Annotated in this window: 19 protein-coding genes; 8 read left to right on the top strand and 11 right to left on the bottom strand. The window is 71.6% G+C overall.

What is annotated here, in order from left to right:
• Positions 1-18: 18 nt before the first annotated feature.
• Together ACWGJM_RS31115 and ACWGJM_RS31110 are read right to left on the bottom strand one after the other, a co-directional pair.
• Entirely contained in the window at positions 19-909 is an 891-nt protein-coding gene (locus ACWGJM_RS31115; RefSeq protein WP_453415068.1) for a hypothetical protein, read from the bottom strand.
• 167 nt (positions 910-1,076) lie between these two features.
• Positions 1,077-2,246, bottom strand: coding sequence for a steroid 3-ketoacyl-CoA thiolase (locus ACWGJM_RS31110; RefSeq protein ID WP_453415067.1), 1,170 nt, complete (start codon positions 2,244-2,246; stop codon positions 1,077-1,079).
• Between the two features lie 260 nt (positions 2,247-2,506).
• Here ACWGJM_RS31110 and ACWGJM_RS31105 point away from each other — a divergent pair, with 260 nt between their 5' ends.
• The 4 genes from ACWGJM_RS31105 to ACWGJM_RS31090 all read left to right on the top strand — a co-directional run bounded on the left by ACWGJM_RS31105 (position 2,507) and on the right by ACWGJM_RS31090 (position 7,487).
• Positions 2,507-3,742, top strand: a complete 1,236-nt coding sequence (locus ACWGJM_RS31105; RefSeq protein WP_453415066.1) for a cytochrome P450 — start codon at positions 2,507-2,509, stop codon at positions 3,740-3,742.
• A gap of 361 nt (positions 3,743-4,103) precedes the next feature.
• Positions 4,104-5,465 (top strand): glycine betaine/L-proline transporter ProP, encoded by a 1,362-nt coding sequence (gene proP, locus ACWGJM_RS31100; RefSeq protein WP_453415065.1) that lies wholly within the window; start codon positions 4,104-4,106, stop codon positions 5,463-5,465.
• A gap of 642 nt (positions 5,466-6,107) precedes the next feature.
• A complete protein-coding gene (locus tag ACWGJM_RS31095) occupies positions 6,108-6,779 on the top strand; it encodes an O-methyltransferase (protein ID WP_453415064.1) in 672 nt (223 codons plus the stop codon).
• A gap of 96 nt (positions 6,780-6,875) precedes the next feature.
• Positions 6,876-7,487: a hypothetical protein gene (locus ACWGJM_RS31090; protein ID WP_453415063.1), complete on the top strand. Its 612-nt coding sequence runs from the start codon at positions 6,876-6,878 to the stop codon at positions 7,485-7,487.
• Here the strand turns inward: ACWGJM_RS31090 and ACWGJM_RS31085 are convergent.
• Entirely contained in the window at positions 7,484-7,876 is a 393-nt protein-coding gene (locus ACWGJM_RS31085) for a hypothetical protein (RefSeq protein WP_453415062.1), read from the bottom strand. The two genes, ACWGJM_RS31090 and ACWGJM_RS31085, sit on opposite strands and share 4 nt — an antisense overlap.
• Before the next feature lie 98 nt (positions 7,877-7,974).
• On the opposite strand from ACWGJM_RS31085, the gene ACWGJM_RS31080 reads away from it, so the two are divergent.
• Positions 7,975-8,427 (top strand): DnaJ family domain-containing protein, encoded by a 453-nt coding sequence (locus ACWGJM_RS31080; RefSeq protein WP_453415061.1) that lies wholly within the window; start codon positions 7,975-7,977, stop codon positions 8,425-8,427.
• Here ACWGJM_RS31080 and ACWGJM_RS31075 read toward each other — a convergent pair.
• From ACWGJM_RS31075 to ACWGJM_RS31050, 6 genes are all read right to left on the bottom strand, one after another.
• Complete coding sequence (locus ACWGJM_RS31075; protein ID WP_453415060.1) at positions 8,416-8,952, bottom strand: hypothetical protein; 537 nt, start codon at positions 8,950-8,952, stop codon at positions 8,416-8,418. The genes ACWGJM_RS31080 and ACWGJM_RS31075 overlap by 12 nt on opposite strands.
• Positions 8,953-8,957: 5 nt before the next feature.
• Positions 8,958-9,617: a hypothetical protein gene (locus ACWGJM_RS31070; RefSeq protein ID WP_453415059.1), complete on the bottom strand. Its 660-nt coding sequence runs from the start codon at positions 9,615-9,617 to the stop codon at positions 8,958-8,960.
• Positions 9,618-9,715: 98 nt separating this feature from the next.
• Positions 9,716-10,135 carry a nuclear transport factor 2 family protein gene (locus ACWGJM_RS31065; protein WP_453415058.1) on the bottom strand — a complete coding sequence of 140 codons (420 nt, stop codon included), beginning with the start codon at positions 10,133-10,135 and terminating at the stop codon, positions 9,716-9,718.
• Between the two features lie 79 nt (positions 10,136-10,214).
• Positions 10,215-10,934, bottom strand: coding sequence for a helix-turn-helix transcriptional regulator (locus ACWGJM_RS31060; RefSeq protein WP_453415057.1), 720 nt, complete (start codon positions 10,932-10,934; stop codon positions 10,215-10,217).
• Positions 10,935-11,062: 128 nt separating this feature from the next.
• Positions 11,063-11,422, bottom strand: a complete 360-nt coding sequence (locus ACWGJM_RS31055) for a nuclear transport factor 2 family protein (protein ID WP_453415056.1) — start codon at positions 11,420-11,422, stop codon at positions 11,063-11,065.
• Between the two features lie 25 nt (positions 11,423-11,447).
• On the bottom strand, positions 11,448-12,233 hold the full coding sequence (locus ACWGJM_RS31050) for an SDR family oxidoreductase (RefSeq protein ID WP_453415055.1): 786 nt from the start codon (positions 12,231-12,233) through the stop codon (positions 11,448-11,450).
• A 99-nt stretch (positions 12,234-12,332) separates the two neighbouring features.
• Here ACWGJM_RS31050 and ACWGJM_RS31045 point away from each other — a divergent pair, with 99 nt between their 5' ends.
• Both ACWGJM_RS31045 and ACWGJM_RS31040 read left to right on the top strand, forming a co-directional pair.
• Entirely contained in the window at positions 12,333-12,848 is a 516-nt protein-coding gene (locus tag ACWGJM_RS31045; RefSeq protein ID WP_453415054.1) for a winged helix-turn-helix transcriptional regulator, read from the top strand.
• Positions 12,849-13,122: 274 nt separating this feature from the next.
• Positions 13,123-13,614: a GNAT family N-acetyltransferase gene (locus ACWGJM_RS31040; protein WP_453415053.1), complete on the top strand. Its 492-nt coding sequence runs from the start codon at positions 13,123-13,125 to the stop codon at positions 13,612-13,614.
• Here ACWGJM_RS31040 and ACWGJM_RS31035 read toward each other — a convergent pair.
• The gene (locus tag ACWGJM_RS31035; RefSeq protein WP_453415052.1) at positions 13,607-15,655 is read right to left on the bottom strand and encodes a DHA2 family efflux MFS transporter permease subunit; all 2,049 of its coding nucleotides are present in this window, start codon (positions 15,653-15,655) and stop codon (positions 13,607-13,609) included. The two genes, ACWGJM_RS31040 and ACWGJM_RS31035, sit on opposite strands and share 8 nt — an antisense overlap.
• A 176-nt stretch (positions 15,656-15,831) precedes the next feature.
• Here ACWGJM_RS31035 and ACWGJM_RS31030 point away from each other — a divergent pair, with 176 nt between their 5' ends.
• The gene (locus ACWGJM_RS31030) at positions 15,832-16,746 is read left to right on the top strand and encodes a peptidoglycan-binding domain-containing protein (protein WP_453415051.1); all 915 of its coding nucleotides are present in this window, start codon (positions 15,832-15,834) and stop codon (positions 16,744-16,746) included.
• Positions 16,747-16,781: 35 nt separating this feature from the next.
• On the opposite strand, the gene ACWGJM_RS31025 is transcribed toward ACWGJM_RS31030, so the two are convergent.
• A complete protein-coding gene (locus tag ACWGJM_RS31025) occupies positions 16,782-17,447 on the bottom strand; it encodes an HAD-IA family hydrolase (protein ID WP_453415050.1) in 666 nt (221 codons plus the stop codon).
• Between the last annotated feature and the right edge of the window lie 72 nt (positions 17,448-17,519).

Raw genomic sequence — 17,519 nt, 5'->3', positions numbered from 1 at the left:
GCATCCGGTCGGAGGACCTCACCTCCGCTGTTCGCTCCTCCCCTGGTGGCGTGCTCGGGGGTGGTTCATGACCTGGGTGATGGCCTGCCAGGTCTCCTCCGGGCAGTCGCCCTGCGGGGTGGACTTCAGGAAGCCGCCGTAGGGGACACGGCGGGGCGGCAGGGCGACCTCCAGCCAGTGTTCGCGCTCCGTGTAGTCCCAGTCGTCGTTGGGGATCGGGATGAAGTCCCGCCGACCGGTCTTGTCCTTGCTGGTGATCTGCATGACCTCGGCGTGCGAGGCGTGGTTCCGCACGACGACGCAGTAGTGCTGGAGTGTCTGGCTGTCGTCCTCACGCAGGGGGACGTCGGCCAGCCAGATCTCCCCCGCCCTCGGGAGCCGCACCTCCTGGTTCGTGCCGGGGCGCGGGCCGGGAATCACCACCCGCAGCGGCGGCTCGTCGCGTCGGCACCAGCGGCGGACGGCGTGGAAGGTGATCGCCACGGCGACCGCCGCGGCCACGGTCTCCAGCGTGGCGGTGAACGACCACGGCAGCTCGGTGGGTGAGGCGGCACCCGTGGCGGGGTGGGCCCGCAGGTACACGGCGATCGACCGGTTGACCCGCGTGGCGCCCCAGACCGCCAGGGCAGCGGCGCCGGAGAGCAACGCGGTGTGCGGCAGCAGCAACAGCGGCTTCGGACGGCGGCGGCCCTGGGCGGCCCAGGCGAGGGCGAGCACCACCAGCGCGGACACGGTCCACAGGCCGGCGTCCTGGACGGGTGTCGTGGTGCGCGGTCCGTGCTTCTGGACGGCGAGCAGTGCGGGCAGGGTGACCGGCAGCAGCAGGACGTAGCCGACGACTTGCCAGCCGAGGAGGAGTCCGAGGCAGCCACCGCATCCGCAGCCGGGTGTGTCCGATCGCCGTGCCATGCCTGTTCCCCCGACTGCCGTGCTTTTCCGGTGACGATAGCGGCGGGTTGGCGGGGATGTCCGGGAAACAGGTCGAGTGGGCCAGACGTTCGACACGAGGCCCTATGAACCGTTTTGGATGCCGGGGCGAGCGAGCGAGCGGCGCCCGCCCCGGCCGGGTGATCGACTCAGAGCCGCTGAATGATCGTCCCCGTGGCCAGTCCGCCCCCGGCACACATGGTCACCAGCGCGAACTCCTTGTCCGCGCGCTCCAGTTCATGCAGGGCCGTCGTGATGAGGCGGGCCCCGGTCGCGCCGACCGGGTGTCCGAGGGCGATCGCACCGCCGTTGACGTTGACCTTCTCCAGGTCCTGCTCGAAGACCCGGGCCCAGCTCAACACCACCGAGGCGAACGCCTCGTTGATCTCGACGAGGTCGATGTCCTTCAGGGACATCCCGGCCTTGCCCAGCACCGTGCGCGTGGCGTCGATGGGTCCGTCGAGGTGGAAGTGCGGGTCGGCGCCGACGAGGGCCTGGGCGACGATCCGCGCGCGGGGCTTGAGCTTCAGGGCGCGGGCCATCCGCTTCGAGGCCCACATGATGGCGGCGGCCCCGTCCGAGATCTGCGAGGAGTTGCCCGCCGTGTGCACGGCCGTCGGCATGACGGGCTTCAGCCGGGCCAGCGCCTCCACCGACGTGTCGCGGAGCCCCTCGTCCTTGTCCACCAGGCGCCACATGCCCTGCCCGGCACGCTGCTCCTCCTCCGTGGTCGGGACCTGGACCGCGAACGTCTCCCGTTTGAAGCGCTCCTCGGACCAGGCGACGGCGGCGCGTTCCTGTGAGCGCAGGCCGAGGAGGTCGACGTCCTGCCGGCGGAGTCCACGGTGGCGGGCGATGCGTTCGGCGGCCTCGAACTGGTTCGGCAGGTCGACGTTCCACTCGTCGGGGAAGGGCTTGCCGGGCCCGTGCTTGGATCCGGACCCGAGCGGCACGCGGGACATGGCCTCGACACCGCAGCTGATCCCCACGTCGATGACCCCGGCCGCGACCATGTTGGCGACCATGTGACTCGCCTGCTGCGACGACCCGCACTGGCAGTCGACGGTCGTCGCGGCGGTCTCGTACGGCAGCCCCACGGTCAGCCAGGCCGTGCGCGCGGGGTTCATGGACTGTTCGCCGGCGTGGGTGACCGTGCCGCCGACGATCTGCTCGACGGCGTCGGCGGGGATGCCGGTGCGGCCGAGGAGCTCGCGGTAGGTCTCGCCCAGGAGATAGGCGGGGTGGAGGTTGGCGAGCGCGCCGCCGCGCTTGCCGATGGGGGTGCGTACGGCTTCGACGATCACGGGCTCCGAGGCCATGGGGGTGCGTCCTCTCCCTAGGGCCTGTCCGGCGGGCAGGCCCGGTCAACCCGCGCGGCGCGGGCGTCCCGGCCACCCGCCACGCATAACTAGTACGCGTTCTAGTTCTGTGTGCAGTCTGCGGACAGGGGGTCCGCAATCGCAAGGGGGCTGCACGCAATTGGGGTCGCCATGCCCCTTGCGACTTGTAGAACCCGTTACTACCTTCACCGAAACCCGAATACCTGATGGACCGTCAGAACGCTGGGAGTGAGTCGCCCATGCCCTGTCCCGCGCTGCCCGACGGGTTCGACTTCACCGACCCCGATCTGCTGCACCACCGCGTCCCGCTCCCGGAGTTCGCCGAACTGCGGCAGGCCGAACCGGTCCGCTGGATCCCGCAGCCGCACGGCCTGGCCGGGTTCGCGGACGACGGCTACTGGGCCGTGACCCGGCACGCGGACGTCAAGTACGTCTCCACGCACCCGGAGATCTTCTCCTCCTACCTCAACACGGCGATCATCCGGTTCACCGAGGACATGGAACGGGACGCGATCGACGCGCAGCGCCTGATCCTGCTGAACATGGACCCGCCCGAGCACACCCGGGTCCGCCAGATCGTCCAGCGCGGCTTCACCCCGCGTTCCATCCGCGCCCTGGAGGACCGCCTGCACGCCCGGGCCCGGGCGATCACCGAGTCGGCCCGAGACCGGTCCGGGCCCTTCGACTTCGTCACCCAGGTGGCCTGCGAACTGCCATTGCAGGCCATCGCCGAACTGATCGGCATCCCGCAGGACGACCGGGCGAAGATCTTCGACTGGTCGAACAAGATGATCTCGTACGACGACCCGGAGTACGCGATCACCAAGGAGACGGGCCAGGAATCGGCCACCGAGCTGATCGCGTACGCGATGAACATGGCCGCCGACCGCAAGCAGTGCCCGGCCCACGACATCGTGACCACGCTGGTGGCGGCGGAGGACGAGGGCAACCTCAACTCGGACGAGTTCGGCTTCTTCGTGCTGATGCTGGCGGTGGCGGGCAACGAGACCACCCGCAACGCCATCACCCACGGCATGCACGCGTTCCTCACCCACCCGGAGCAGTGGGACCTCTACAAACGCGAGCGCCCGTCGACCGCCGCCGAGGAGATCGTCCGCTGGGCCACCCCGGTCAACTCCTTCCAGCGCACGGCCACGCAGGACACCGAGCTCGGCGGCAAGCGAATCAAGAAGGGCGACCGCGTCGGCCTGTTCTACGCCTCCGCCAACCACGACCCCGAGGTGTTCGCCGACCCAGACGCCTTCGACATCACCCGCGACCCCAACCCCCACCTCGGCTTCGGCGGCGGTGGCCCCCACTACTGCCTGGGCAAGTCGCTGGCGGTCCTGGAGATAGACCTGATCTTCAACGCGGTGGCGGACGCGATGCCGGGCCTCCGCCTGGTCGCCGACCCCCGCCGCCTGCGCTCCGCCTGGATCAACGGCGTGAAGGAGCTGCGCGTCACCACGGCCTGAACCCACAGATCTCCCCAGACTCGGGCCGACGGCTCCCGGCGCCGCCGGCCCGACCCGGGGAGGCAGGACCACCCCCACGCCCGGTTCCTGCCTCCCCGAGAGCCCCGGCCTCCGGCGGTCCGGTATCCGATCGGGGCGCGAGAAGGGTCACAGTGCGATGGCCGGAAACGGGCGCGCGGTCCGGCAGACGTACCTGTACACAGCCCATTTAGTTGCGCCCTGCATCGAAACACGTGCGCCCCGTAAGCGGCACAAGTCACCCTATGGTCGTTTTCGGCCCGCCCGCCGCCGTGCGGACCGCGTATCTGTCCCCGTCGAAAGGCAGGCGAGCAAAGTCTTGGCGAGTGCCACAGCCGTCCCCGTGTCCCCTTCCCCGAAGTCCCCCGCCTCCGCGAAGTCCCCCGCCGCCCGGGTCACCGTCACCGATCCGGCGATGGTCAAGCGTGCCGTGAAGGCCGCCGCGCTGGGCAACGCCATGGAGTGGTTCGACTTCGGCGTCTACAGCTACATCGCGGTCACCCTCGGCAAGGTCTTCTTCCCCTCCGGGAACCCGACCGCCCAGCTCCTGTCCACCTTCGGCGCCTTCGCCGCGGCCTTCCTGGTCCGTCCGCTCGGTGGCCTGGTCTTCGGCCCGCTCGGCGACCGTGTCGGCCGTCAGAAGGTCCTCGCGCTCACCATGATCATGATGGCGGTGGGCACCTTCGCGATCGGCCTGATCCCGTCGTACGCGTCGATCGGCGTCGGCGCGCCGCTGCTGTTGCTGGCCGCCCGGCTGGTGCAGGGCTTCTCCACCGGCGGCGAGTACGCGGGCGCGTCCACCTTCATCGCCGAGTACGCGCCGGACAAGAAGCGCGGCTTCTTCGGCAGCTGGCTGGAGTTCGGCACGCTGGCGGGCTACATCGGCGGCGCGGGTCTGGTCACCCTGATGACGGCGCTCCTGTCCTCGCACGACCTGCTGACCTGGGGCTGGCGGGTCCCGTTCCTGATCGCGGGCCCGATGGGCATCATCGGCCTGTACCTGCGGATGCGGCTGGAGGAGACCCCGGCGTTCGCCGCGGAGGTCGAAAAGGCCGAAACGAACCGCCCGAAGGTTCCGCTGCGCGAGATGCTGGCGGGCCAGTGGAAGGCCCTGCTCCTCTGTATGGGCCTGGTCCTGGTCTTCAACGTCACGGACTACATGCTGCTGTCGTACATGCCCAGCTACCTCACCAGTGAGCTGAAGTACGACGAGACGCACGGCCTGCTCGTCGTCCTCGGCGTGATGGCCCTGATGATGATCGTCCAGCCCTTCGCGGGCGCCCTGTCCGACCGCGTGGGCCGCCGCCCGATCATCGCGGTGGGCTGCGCGGGCTTCCTCGCCCTCTCCATCCCCGCCCTGCTCCTGATCCGCCAGGGCAGCCTCCTCGCGGTCGCCCTGGGCATGGGCGCGCTGGGTCTCCTCCTGGTCTGCTTCACGGCGGCCATGCCCGCCGCGCTCCCCGCCCTCTTCCCGACCCGCGTCCGCTACGGCTCCCTGTCGATCGGCTTCAACGTGTCCGTCTCCCTCTTCGGCGGCACGACTCCGCTGGTGGTCACGGCGCTGATCGGGGCGACCGGGAACATGATGATGCCCGCGTACTACATGATGGCCGCGGCCGTCGTCGGCGGCTTCGCGGTATGGCGCATGACGGAGTCCGCGGGGCGGCCGCTGCCGGGGTCGGCGCCGTCGGTCGAGCGCCGCTGACGTCTCCCGGTCGCCGGGGGGCGGGGCGGTGCGGGGGCCCACGGCCGTTCCTCGCCCCCGCCGCCCCTACCCATTCCCGTCCCCAGGGGCTCCGCCCCTTCGACCCCACCAGGGGGCTCCGCCCCCTGAACCCCCGTGGGGCTCCGCCCCTGCACCCCGCCGTGGGCTGCCGCCCCCAGGACCCCTGCGGGGCTGCCGCCCCAGAACCCCCACGGGGCTCCGCCCCCTGATCCCTGCCGGGGGCTGCCGCCCCCAGGACCCCTGCGGGGCTGCCGCCCCTGGGCCCCGCCGGGGACTGCCGCCCCTGAACCCCCGTGGGGGCTCCGCCCCCTGAACCCCGCCGGGGGCTGCCGCCCCCTGAACACCCACGGGGCTGCCGCCCCAGAACCCCCTGCGGGGCTCCGCCCCTGCACCCCGCCGGGGCTCCGCCCCGGACCCCGCTTCGGCCGGGACGGCCTCGTCCTCGAACGCCGGACGGCCTGAGAGGGTGGCCGGGGCTGGGTGACGTGTCGTTGTGGACACGCCGCGCCGTATAAGCAGGTGATCCACGTCGGCCGGATGCGTAAGGTGGCCGAGGGCGTGGCTGCCCGAGGTGTCGCCGGGGTATTCGACGAGTACCGGACGTGGAAAGGCAGTGGACACATGAGCGGGTCGCAGCTCTGGGACGATGTCGACTTCTACTTCATCAGCCACCTCTCGCCCGACGACGAGGCGCTCCAGGCGGCGCTGCGCGACAGCGAGGCGGCCCAGCTCCCGCACGTCAGCGTCACCGCGAACCAGGGCAAACTGCTCCAGCTCCTCGCCCAGATCCAGGATGCCCGCACCATCCTCGAGATCGGCACGCTCGGCGGCTACAGCACCATCTGGCTGGGCCGCGCCCTACCGGCCGACGGCCGCCTGGTCTCGCTCGAGTACAGCGCCAAGCACGCCGAGGTCGCCACCCGCAACATCGCCCGCGCGGGCCTGGACAAGATCGTCGAGGTGCGGGTGGGTCCGGCCCTGGAGTCGCTGCCCAAGCTGGCCGACGAGAACCCCGCCCCCTTCGACCTGGTCTTCATCGACGCCGACAAGTCCAACAACGCCCACTACGTCGAGTGGGCGCTGCGGCTCACCCGCGCGGGCAGTCTGGTCATCATCGACAACGTCGTACGCGGCGGCCGGGTAGTGGACGCCGAGAGCATCGAACCGGACGTACGCGGCACCCGCGCCGCCATCGAACTGATCGCCGCTCACCCACGGCTGAGCGGCACGGCGATCCAGACGGTGGGCAGCAAGGGCTACGACGGTTTCGCGCTGGCCCGGGTGCTGGCCTAGGGAGTGGCCCGGACGCCCGTCGCGGCGGCGTGCGCGCGGCTGCGGCCCACGGCACGCTGGGAGGGAACGCTCGCGGCGGGCGATGGGAGGACTCCCGTGGAACAGCAGGCGGCGACGCAAGCTCCGGCCAGGAAATCCGTCAGCGCCAGCAACGTGCTCTTCTCCTTCGCCCCGTGGATCGTCTTCGGAGTCGTCGCCGGCCCCAGCACCTGGGAGTACGCGGCGCCGGCGGCGCTCATCACCTCGGTCGTCCTGTCGGGGCGGGACATCCTCCGGGGCAGGCTCTACCTCCTCGACATGGCCGGCATCGTGTTCTTCGCCGTGCTCTGCGTCCTCGCGCTCGCCCTGGACCGCGGGCAGCTGCTCTGGCTGGAGACGTACGCTCAGGTCCTCGCCAGCGGTGTGCTGGCCGTCGTCGCGCTGGGATCGTTGTTCTCCGACCCCTTCACCGCCCAGTACGCCCGGGAGCAGACCCCGCCCAGCGTGTGGGACTCCCCCGCCTTCCGGCACGTCAACAGGGTGCTGACCGCGGTGTGGGGCACGGCCTTCGTCCTCATGGCCGTCTCGACCTGGCTGGCGATCCGTGTGCCGTCACTGGACGACTGGCTCGACTGGGTCGTCCCTGTGGTGCTGCTGGTCGGGGCCGTGAAGTTCACCGAGCGCTATCCGGAGTCCTACCGGGCCCGGGTGATCCAGGGCGGGCCCTAACCCTCGTGGTAGAAGCCCACGTTCACGCTGCGCGGCTCGGTACGGTCCTGGACGATGATCTCACCGGAGCCGCCCCGGGGCAGCCGTACGGTGCCTCCGTAGGAGATGGTCTGCGCGTACTCGCCGACGGTCAGCCGCACCTCGGCCGACGGGTCGGTCTGCGAGCCGCGCAACCAGGACACCTGCCAGCCGCCGTCCGGCCCGCACAGGAACTCCAGGTGGACCCGGGAGACGAACAGCCAGTCCTCGGGCGTCACCAGACGGCACACGGCCGCGTCCCGGCCCACCCTCAGCACGGCACCCGGTTCGCTGGGCGCGTCGGCCATCGTCATGCCGGCCGTGGCGCCCGCGTCCGCCGCGGAGACGGTGGCCATCGTGAGTTCGAGCACGTGCGTTCCCCCTGGAATGTGCTGGTACGGCGGCCGGTTGGCGCTCCGCCGCCGCATGATAAAACGCCCGGCCGGGCCACGTCCGGCACAATGGCCTCATGACCGAGCGAAAGCCACCCGGGGTGCCGTTCGAGTCCTGGGTCGACAAGCAGATCCGTGACGCCGAGGGGCGCGGCGAGTTCGACCATCTGCCCGGCGCGGGCAAGCCGCTGCCGAGGGACCTCGAGACCTCTTACGACGAACTGTGGTGGGTGAAGCGCAAAATGGCCCGCGAGGGCCTGGCGATCCTGCCGCCGGCCCTGGCCCTGCGCAAGGAGGCCGAGGACGCCCTCGCGGCGGCGTACGCGGCGCCCTCGGAGCGGATCGCGCGGAAGATCATCGATGACGTGAACGTCAAGCTCCGCGACATGATGTTCAAGCCACCGCCCGGCCCCCCGCTGGGTATGAAGCCGTACGACGTCGAGAAGGTCGTACGCGAGTGGCGGGAGCGCCGGGCGGCGGCAGGTGGTGCGCGTACTGCGCCGGGGGTCACTGACGGGTCACAGGTGTAGCAGCCGGTCCGCCAGTTCCCGGTAGTCCCGCAGGGCCAGCCGGAGTTGCTCGGTGTCGGCCGTCGAGCCGGGCTTGTCGTCGGTGGACTGCCAGGACCTGCGCAGGGTGCGCCGGCGCTGGGTGACCGCCTCCGTGAAACGGGCGGCGATCTCCTCCACCACCCGGTCGGCCTCCTCCACGGCGTCCCGGGGTTCGTCGACGAACCCGGAGACCGCCTGTTGCAGCCGCAGTCCGAGCTTGTCGGTCTCCTCGTGGGGGACGAGCGACGAAGCGGAGGCGGCGGTCGCGGGCGTCGCGGCTCCCCGGGCTCCGGTGGTCCCGGTGGTCCCGGTCGTCTCGGAGCTCCCGGTCGTCGCAGGGGTCACGGGAGTCACGGGGGTCACGGGAGTCACGGGCCTTCGTGCCTCCGTCCCGGGCGCCTCGGTGCCGCGCGCCTCGGTCGGCGGCGTCTCCGTCGCGGGTGTCCGGCTCGCGGGCGTCTCGGTCGGCTGCGGTGTCGCGCCGCGTCGGGTCATGTCGGTCATGTGTGTCACCTCCCCGCGACCTGGTGCCGGTGGAACAGGTGCGGCCGGTGGGAGCGCTGTGCCTTGTGGGAGACCGGAGCCCGCTGGTCGGAACGCGTCAGGTCCGCGAACAGGTCGCGCGCCTCCAGCATCGCGGCGCGCAGCTCCTCGGTGTCGGTGTCGGTGCCGGACCCGTCCCCGGCGCCCATGGCGCCCCCGGCGGTGCCGGTCGTGGCGGCGGCGCGGTGCACGCGCCGGTAGCCCTGCACGTTCCCGGCATGGTGCACGGACAGCGCGGCGAGCTGCTCCTCGTACTGCCCGCCGTCCGGGAAGCCGCGCGCGCCGGCCACGTCGGCGATCAGCCGGTCGACCTCCGCCACCGCCTCGCGCGGCGAGTCGACGAAGTGCTCCTGGGCCGCCGCCCAGCGGGCCTCGAACCGTTCACGTTCCGCGGGCTCCAGCGGCCGCTCGCGCAGCCCGCCATGCCGTTCCAGCCGCTCGGTCAGCTCGCGGTCGGCGGCCTTGGTGTCGCCGTCGTGCCGAGCGAGCACGTGGTCGTACTCGGGCCCGAAGCGCCGCCTCAGGTTCCCGCCGGTCCCGCCGCGGGCGCGCCGGGCCAAGGCGGCCGCGACAACGACCACGGCCGCCACGATCACGACCAGAGCAATGATCAAGCCTGTGGACATGTCTGCCTTCCGGTGTGTCGGCCCCGTAGGCCGGTTGTGTCGGCCCCGTAGGCCGGTTCTCTGCCCGGGTTGCCCGGAAGGCGGCCCACAAACGACGCTCAGTCAGCGAAGCGGCGCGCTCCGGTCACCGACCAGACGGTGACGATGCGCCCCGCCACGACCTCGATCAGGTCGATGCCGCTCTTCTGGACGCCGTCGGGAAACGTGACGTACCAGCGGCAGGCGGCCCGGCCGAGCCCGGGGTCGGCGAGCGGTGTGCCGTCGACGGTGAAACGCAGCCCGGGGTTCGCGTCGCGGAAGGCGGCGACGAGGTCGACGATGCCTTGCGGGCCCGCCACCGCGTCGGTCTCGGCCCCACGTTCCGGGTCGTTGCCGAAGCGGATGCGGAAGCCGGGGGCGAGGAAGCGCTCCGGGTCGGTGAAGTCGCCGTTCCACAGGGCGGTCCAGCGGTCGAAGAGGGCGATGCCGGTGCCCGGGGTGAGGGTGTCGGTGGCGGTGGGAGTGCCGGTGGCGGTCATGACGGCCTTTCGTCGTACGTGTTCGGAACGGGCACCAGCGTCCGCCCCGCCGACGACACCGTCCTGTCGGTGATTGCCGTCACATTCCGAGTTCGCCCAGGGGCCGCAGGTCCGAGCCCAGGGTGTCGAGTCGGGCGAGGTCGAACGGGCGGGGCGGCACCGGCTCGTCGAGGGCCGCCACGGCCTGGATGCGGTCCAGGCGGAAGCCGCGGGCCGCGCCGCGCAGCCGGCACCAGGCCGCCAGGTACCAGTGCTCGTCACCGCCGAGGAAGCCGAGCGGTTCGACGTCCCGCGCGGTGACGGCGCCCTGGGCGTCGGCGTACTCCAGGCGCAGCACCCGGCCCGCGGACAGCGCCTCCCGCAGCGGCGCGGGCACCACCGGGCCGGCTGCCCGCGCCGGCCGCGCGACCGGTACGAGCAGCTGCACCCGCCCCGCCATCTCGGCCGCCGCGGCCCGCTCCCGTCCGGGCATCACGGCGAGCACCTTGTGCAGCGCACTGCGCGCGTCGGCCGCGAACGGCGTTCCGGCGAGCGCGTGCATCCCCACCGCGAGGGCCGTCGCCTCGGCCGGGGTGAGGGTCAGCGGCGGCAGCGTGCGCTCCTTGTCGAGGACGTACCCCCCGGTGCGGCCCGGCTGCGCGTGGATCGGCACCCCGGACTGCTGAAGCGCCGCGAGATCCCGCTCGACCGTCCGGACGCTGACCTCGAACCGCCGGGCGAGCTCCCGGGCGCTGCGCGGGCGCGGGGCGGCGGCGCGGAGTTCTTCGACGAGGGCGTAGAGGCGGTCGGTGCGGTTCACGGCTCCAGTCTCGACGACACTCGTGCGTCGCGCGGCTGGCCATGTCGTTGGACGGGTACGTCGCCGGCCCCGGGTCGGGGCGCGAGTCCCTGGGCGGTCGCCCCCGGAGTCAGCTACGGCTGGGGCACTCAGGGTTCGATGACGAGGCGTTCGATGAGGCTGTCCCGCAGTGTGAACCGGTAGCGCAGATCGATCGTCCCGCCGGGGAAGTTGCCCTCGAGGTGGTGGGTGGCGATGTAGCGGGTCGCGTCGGCCTGCTGAGCGTTCGTGAGGTGGATGGTGTAGGTGAACTCGGTGGCGGATCGGCCGAGCCACTCCTCGATCGCCTCGGTGCCCGCGTAGGTGTTGCCGTCGTCGATCACCGTGGCTTCGCTGGTGAACGCGCTGATCGCGGTGGCGGTGTCATGGGCGCGGTGTGCTGTCAGGTAGCGGGTGATCACCTCGGGCAGGATGTCCGGAGCGCTGGTTCGGGGCTGGTTGTCGTGCATGACGTTCCTTGGGGTGGTGGCGGGTTCAGACGGTGGGGGTGGTGCCGCCGTCGATGACGTGTTCGGCGCCGACGATGGCCGAGGCGCGGTCGGAGACGAGGAAGGCGACGAGCTCGGCGACTTCCTCGGGCCGATTCGGACGGCCCAGCGGAATGCCGCCCAGCGAATCCATGAGCCGGCCCAGGGCCGCTTCCTGGGTGATGTCCGCGCCGTGGGCGATCCGGGCGACGAGGTTGTCGGCGGCCGAGGTCTGAACGAAACCGGGCGAGACGGTGTTGACACGGACGCCGTGCGGGGCGACCTCGTTGGCCAGGCCCTTGCTGTAGGTGGTCAGGGCGGCCTTGGCGGCGGCGTAGGCCAGGGTGCCGTTCCACAGTGGCATGCGGCGCTGGATCGAGGTGACGTGCACGACGGCCCCCTTACCTTTGGTGATCATGTGCGGCAGGAGTGCTCGGTCCAGGCGGACGGCGGCCAGCAGGTTGGTGTTCAGCTCCCTGGCCCAGTCGTCCTCGGCGAGCGCCGCGAACCCTCCGGCCGGTGCTTCGGAGCCGCCGAGGGTGTTGACCAGGATGTCGACGCCTCCTGCACGGGCGTCCACCTCGGCGGCTACGTGGGATGCGCCCTGGGCGGTGGACAGGTCGGCGGTGATGAACGTCTTCTCCTCGATGTCGTCGGGGCGGCTGCGGGCGGTCACCAGTACGGTTGCGCCGGCCTGGGCGAGACGTCGCGCGATGGCGGCTCCGGTGCCCTTGGTGCCGCCGGTGACCAGAGCGCGCCGGCCTTCGAGGGATTCACTGAGGGGTGTGGTCACGGTGTGCTCCGTTCCCGGGTGCGATCGCGGAAGGCACCGCTCCCGTCGTTACTGCTAAAATGGAAGTTACTAACTTCGACTTTAGCAGCAACTGAGGGGATGGTCGCCGTGGCAAGCCGGATCAGGCTGGAAGACCGGGAGTGCCCGCTGTCCACAACGGTGGAACACGTCGGCGAGTGGTGGACGCTGCTGATCCTCCACGACGCCTTCGACGGCTACACCCGCTTCGACCAGTTCCAGGAGAGCCTGGGCATCTCCTCCAGCATGCTCACCGCCCGGCTGAAGGCCCTGGTCGCGGACGGGCTGCTGGAGCGCCGGCCCTACCAGACCAACCCCGTACGCCACGAATACGTCCTCACCGAACGGGGGCGCTCTCTGCGACCGGTGATCGTCGCCCTGGCCGCGTGGGGCAACTCCCGCCTCGCACCGGCCGAGCGCAGCATGATCCTCATCGACGCGCACAGCGGCGAGGAAGTCGAGCCCGTCGTCGTCGACGCCAAGACCGGCCGCCGACTCGACGACAGCGGCACCTACGTCTTCACCGCAGGTCCCGCGGCCAGCGACGCCATGCGCCACCGTTACGCGACACGACCGGCCACGCCCGCGGAGGCGTAAGGCTGCCCCGGACGAGCACCGAACGGCCTTGAACAGAGCCGGAACGCACAGGTTGCACCGGATCGACCAGGCGCACAGGCTCGCCGCCGGCACCTCCCAGGCCCATCGGGCCCAGTCATTGAGAACTGGATCAAGTGAGGCGAGGAGCAACACCGGTCGTTTCCAGGAATCGCCGTCAGCGCCAGTGCGAGCCCGCCCTCGTCCCGGGTGGCCACCCAGCACCACACGCATATTCGGTTGCGCCGGACGCCCACCGCGTCCGGACAATGCGGGCATGACCTGGACCGTCGCCTCCGAGCCCGCGGACTCCCCCGTCGCCGCCGCCCTCTGGCGCGCGTACTACACCGAGGTCAGCGACCGCTGGTACCTGCTGCACGAGGGGCGGCGCACCGGGCCGGCGGAGCTGGAGCGGGAGATCGCGGCCCGTACGGGCGCCGAACTCGCGCCGCCCACAGGGCGGTTGCTGGTGGCCCGGTACGGCGGTGAGCCCGTCGGCAGCGCGGGCGTACGGCTCCTGGACCCGGCCACCGCCGAACTCACCCGGGTCTTCCTGTACGAGGGAATGCGCGGCAGGGGTGGCGCGGCACTGCTGGTGGCCGCCGCCGAGGAAGCGGCCCGCTCGCTGGGCGCCGGGCGGATGATCCTCGACACCCGCACCGACCTGGTGGAGGCCCGCGCCCTGTACGCCCGGCTCGGCTACACGGAGACCGAGCCGCACAACGACGACGTGTACGCCGAGCACTGGTTCCGCAAGGACCTCAACTGACCTTCGGCACAGTCCCGTTGTGCGGCCGCTCCCGTTCCGAGCCGCACAGTTCGTCGGTGAGTTCCCGCACCAGCCGGTCCAGGTCGGTGGGGCGGGCGGGCCCCCACCAGTCGCCCAGCAGCTCGGCCAGCGACTCCTTGCGTGCCTTGGCCAGCTGCTCGGCGACGGCACGGCCCGTGTCGGTCAGGGTGAGGTCGAGGCCCTGCCGCACGGCGAGCTTGCGCTCCTCTATCTGGCGGGCGGCCTCGATGATCACGTTCAGCGGCACGGTGGTGCGCTCGGCGAGCATGCCCGGCTCCACCGAGCCGTACCGCCTGATCCGCAGCAGCATCCAGCTCGCCCCGGGCAGCAGGTCGTACCCGGCGCGCTCGGTGATCTTCAGGTAGACCTCCCGCCGCCCCTCGCGGGTGCCGAGCAGGGACAGCGCGCGGCACACCTCGTCGTACGAGGACCGCTCGACCGGGTTGGGGGCGATGGTCTCCGAGACGTCCGGTGCCGTGACCGAGCCGCGCAGCTGGTCCTCCTTCAGGAACCAGGCCAGTACGAAACCGAGGAGGGCGACGGGGGCCGCGTACAGGAACACGTCGGTGATCGAGGACGCGTACGCGTGCAGGGCCGCCGGGCGCAGTGTGGGCGGCAGGGCGGCGATGCCGCGCGGGTCGGACTTCAGCGTGTCCGCGGACAGGCCGCCGGGCAGCCGGACGCCCCGGAAGGCGGTGGCGAGGTTGTCGGCGAGCCGGTTCGCGAAGACCGTGCCGAAGATGGCGACGCCGAAGGAGGCGCCGATGGACCGGAAGAAGGTGGCGCCGGAGGTGGCGACGCCGAGGTCCTCGTAGGAGACGGCGTTCTGCACGATGAGGACGAGGACCTGCATGACCAGGCCGAGGCCCAGGCCGAAGACGAGGAAGTCCACGCTCATCACCGCCGTCGAGCTGTGCTCGTCGAGCCGGTGGAGCAGGAGCAGGCCGAGCGTGGTCACCCCGGTGCCCACCACCGGGAAGACCTTCCAGCGGCCGGTGCGGCTGACGATCTGTCCGGAGACGGTCGAGGACAGCAGCAGGCCGAACACCATCGGCAGCATGTGCACGCCGGACATGGTCGGCGAGACGCCGTGCACGACCTGGAGGAAGGTCGGCAGGTAGGTCATCGCGCCGAACATGGCGAAGCCGACGATGAAGCTGATCACCGCTGCGAGCGTGAAGGTGCGGATGCGGAAGAGCTTCAGCGGGAGCACGGGCTCGGCGGCCCTGCGCTCCACGGCGACGAACGCGACGGCCAGGACGACGCCCAGCACCGCGAGCCCGACGGTCTGCGCCGAACCCCAGCCCCACGTGGTGCCGCCCAGCGAGGCGACCAGCACCAGGCAGGTGGCGACCGCGGCGATCAGGAAGGTGCCCAGGTAGTCGATGACGTGGTGGGCGGCCCGGCGCGGGATGCGCAGGACCGTGGCGATCACGGCGAGGGCGACGACGCCGACGGGCAGGTTGACGTAGAACACCCAGCGCCAGCTCAGATGCTCGGTGAACAGCCCGCCCAGCAGCGGCCCCAGCACGCTGGTCGCGCCGAAGACGGCACCGAACAGCCCCTGGTAGCGCCCCCGCTCGCGCGGCGGGACGATGTCGCCGACGATCGCCATCGACAGCACGATCAGCCCGCCACCGCCCAGGCCCTGCAACGCCCGGAAGCCGATCAGTTCGGGCATGTTCTGCGCCATGCCGCACAGCGCGGAGCCGATCAGGAAGATCACGATCGCGGTCTGGAAGAGCTTCTTGCGCCCGTACTGGTCACCGAGCTTGCCCCACAGCGGGGTCGCGGCGGTCGAGGCCAGCAGATACGCGGTGACCACCCACGACAGATGCTCCAGTCCACCGAGATCACTGACGATGGTCGGCAGCGCGGTCGACACGATCGTCTGGTCGAGGGCGGCGAGCAGCAGGCCGAGGAGCAGGGCGCCGATCGAGACGAGGACGTTGCCGCGGACGTGCTCGGCGTCCGCGGGACTCTGCGGTTTCCTCGCCGTGCCATGCGCATCCAGGGCCATGGAGACCTCCCGCGGCTCGTGTGACACATTCCATCGTCTTCGGTGTCACCCGTTATGGCCTGTTGAATCCTTTCGGTGACGGTACTCGCCCGGGGCGCCGCCGGGCGGTTGTGGGGGACTTCTGCATAATCTGTGGAGCCCTGGGGTCGGTGATTCGTACGGGAGGGGACGAACACGTGACAGGACCGAAGGGCCACCCATGCCCGGAATGCGGCGCGCCGAGGGGGCCGGACAGCGCCCCGTCGTGCGACTGCGCCCAGCGGACGGCCGAAGCCCTGCGCGACACGCGTACGGCCGAGGCGGCCGCGGCGGAGGACTTCGACCCGCTGCGGATACGGCCGTACGTCGACCTGGACGCCCCGGCGGACTCCACGATGCCGCTGCGCTCGCCCGAGCCGGAACCCGCTGCGTCCGCGGTCACGAGGCCCCTGCGTGCGGTGGGACCGGACCAGCCGGACCCGGAGGACCGGCTCGGCGAACCCGGGAGCCCCGCGCCGCGCCGCCGGCGCACCTTGCTGCTGTCCACGGGCGCCGCCCTGGCCGCACTCCTCGCGGCGGCCGGTTTCGCGAGCGGCCTGTTCTCCTACGACACACCGTCGCGGGACGGCGCCGAGCCCCAGGAGGTACGGGAGAGCGTCCCGGACGTGACATCGAGCGCCCCGACGACACCGAGCTCGGCCCCCGCCGCCCCGCCCGCCCGGACGTCCGCGCCCGCCACCCCGTCCGACACGCCGAACCTGTCCTCGTCCCCGTCACCCTCGGCGTCGGCATCGGCGAATTCCGCGTCGCCCACTCCCACCCGCTCCGCCCAGCCCACCCAGACGGCCACGCTCGCCAACACCCCGGTCCCGGCGGCCCCGACCTCCGCCCAGGTACTGCGCCCCGGCGACCAGGGTGCGGAGGTCACCGAACTCCAGCTCCGCCTGCGCCAGCTCAACCTCTACGCCGGCAAGGTCGACGGCGACTACACCACCCAGGTCGAGACCGCCGTCCGCACCTACCAGTGGGCCCGAGGCATCGAGACCGACGAACTGGGCGTCTACGACACCGGGACGCGTACAAGGCTGGAGTCGGAAACGTCGGAGCCGTAGCCGCGCTACTCCCCCCAGCCCCAGCCGACCCGCACCTACCGGCCGACGTACAGCCGAACGCCCCCGCCCTCGACCGCCTCCACCCGCACCTGACGAAGATCCGCCACGGCCACATCCGGCCCGTGGAACCCGGCTCGCGGGCCGATCCCCACGACGCGCATGCCCGCGGCGCGCCCCGCCGCGATTCCGGCCCCGGAGTCCTCGAAGACCACGCACTCCGCGGGAGCGAAGCCGAGCTGGGCGGCCCCCTTCAGGAAGCCCTCGGGGTCGGGCTTGCTCGCGCCGACGGACTCGGCCGTGATCCGGACATCCGGCAGCGGAAGCCCGGCGGCGGCCATCCGCGCCGTGGACAAGGGCACGTCGGCGGAGGTCACCAGCGCGTGCGGCACCGCCGCGTCACGCAGGGAGGCCAGGAAGGCACCCGCGCCCGGCACCTCCACCACGCCGTCCATGTCCGCGGTCTCCTCCGCGAGCATGCGCGCGTTGTCCGCGAGGTTCTCCTCGACGGGCCGGTCGGGCAGCAGTACCGCCATCGACGCGTGCCCCTGCCGCCCGTGCACGACCTTCAGCACCTCGTCCCCGTTCAGCCCGTGCCGCTCGGCCCAGCGACGCCAGATCCGTTCCACGACGGCGTCGGAGTTGACGAGGGTGCCGTCCATGTCGAGCAGCAGGGCACGGGCGGTGAGGACGGTGGCCGGCATCGGCAGCTCCAATGACGAGAGACCCCGAGGTGAAGGAAGAGAGACAAAGCGCCCCGCCCGCCGGTCAGGGAA

This window comes from Streptomyces sp. NPDC054834 (assembly GCF_053611185.1).
This window is presented reverse-complemented; position numbering and strand designations above follow the sequence as displayed.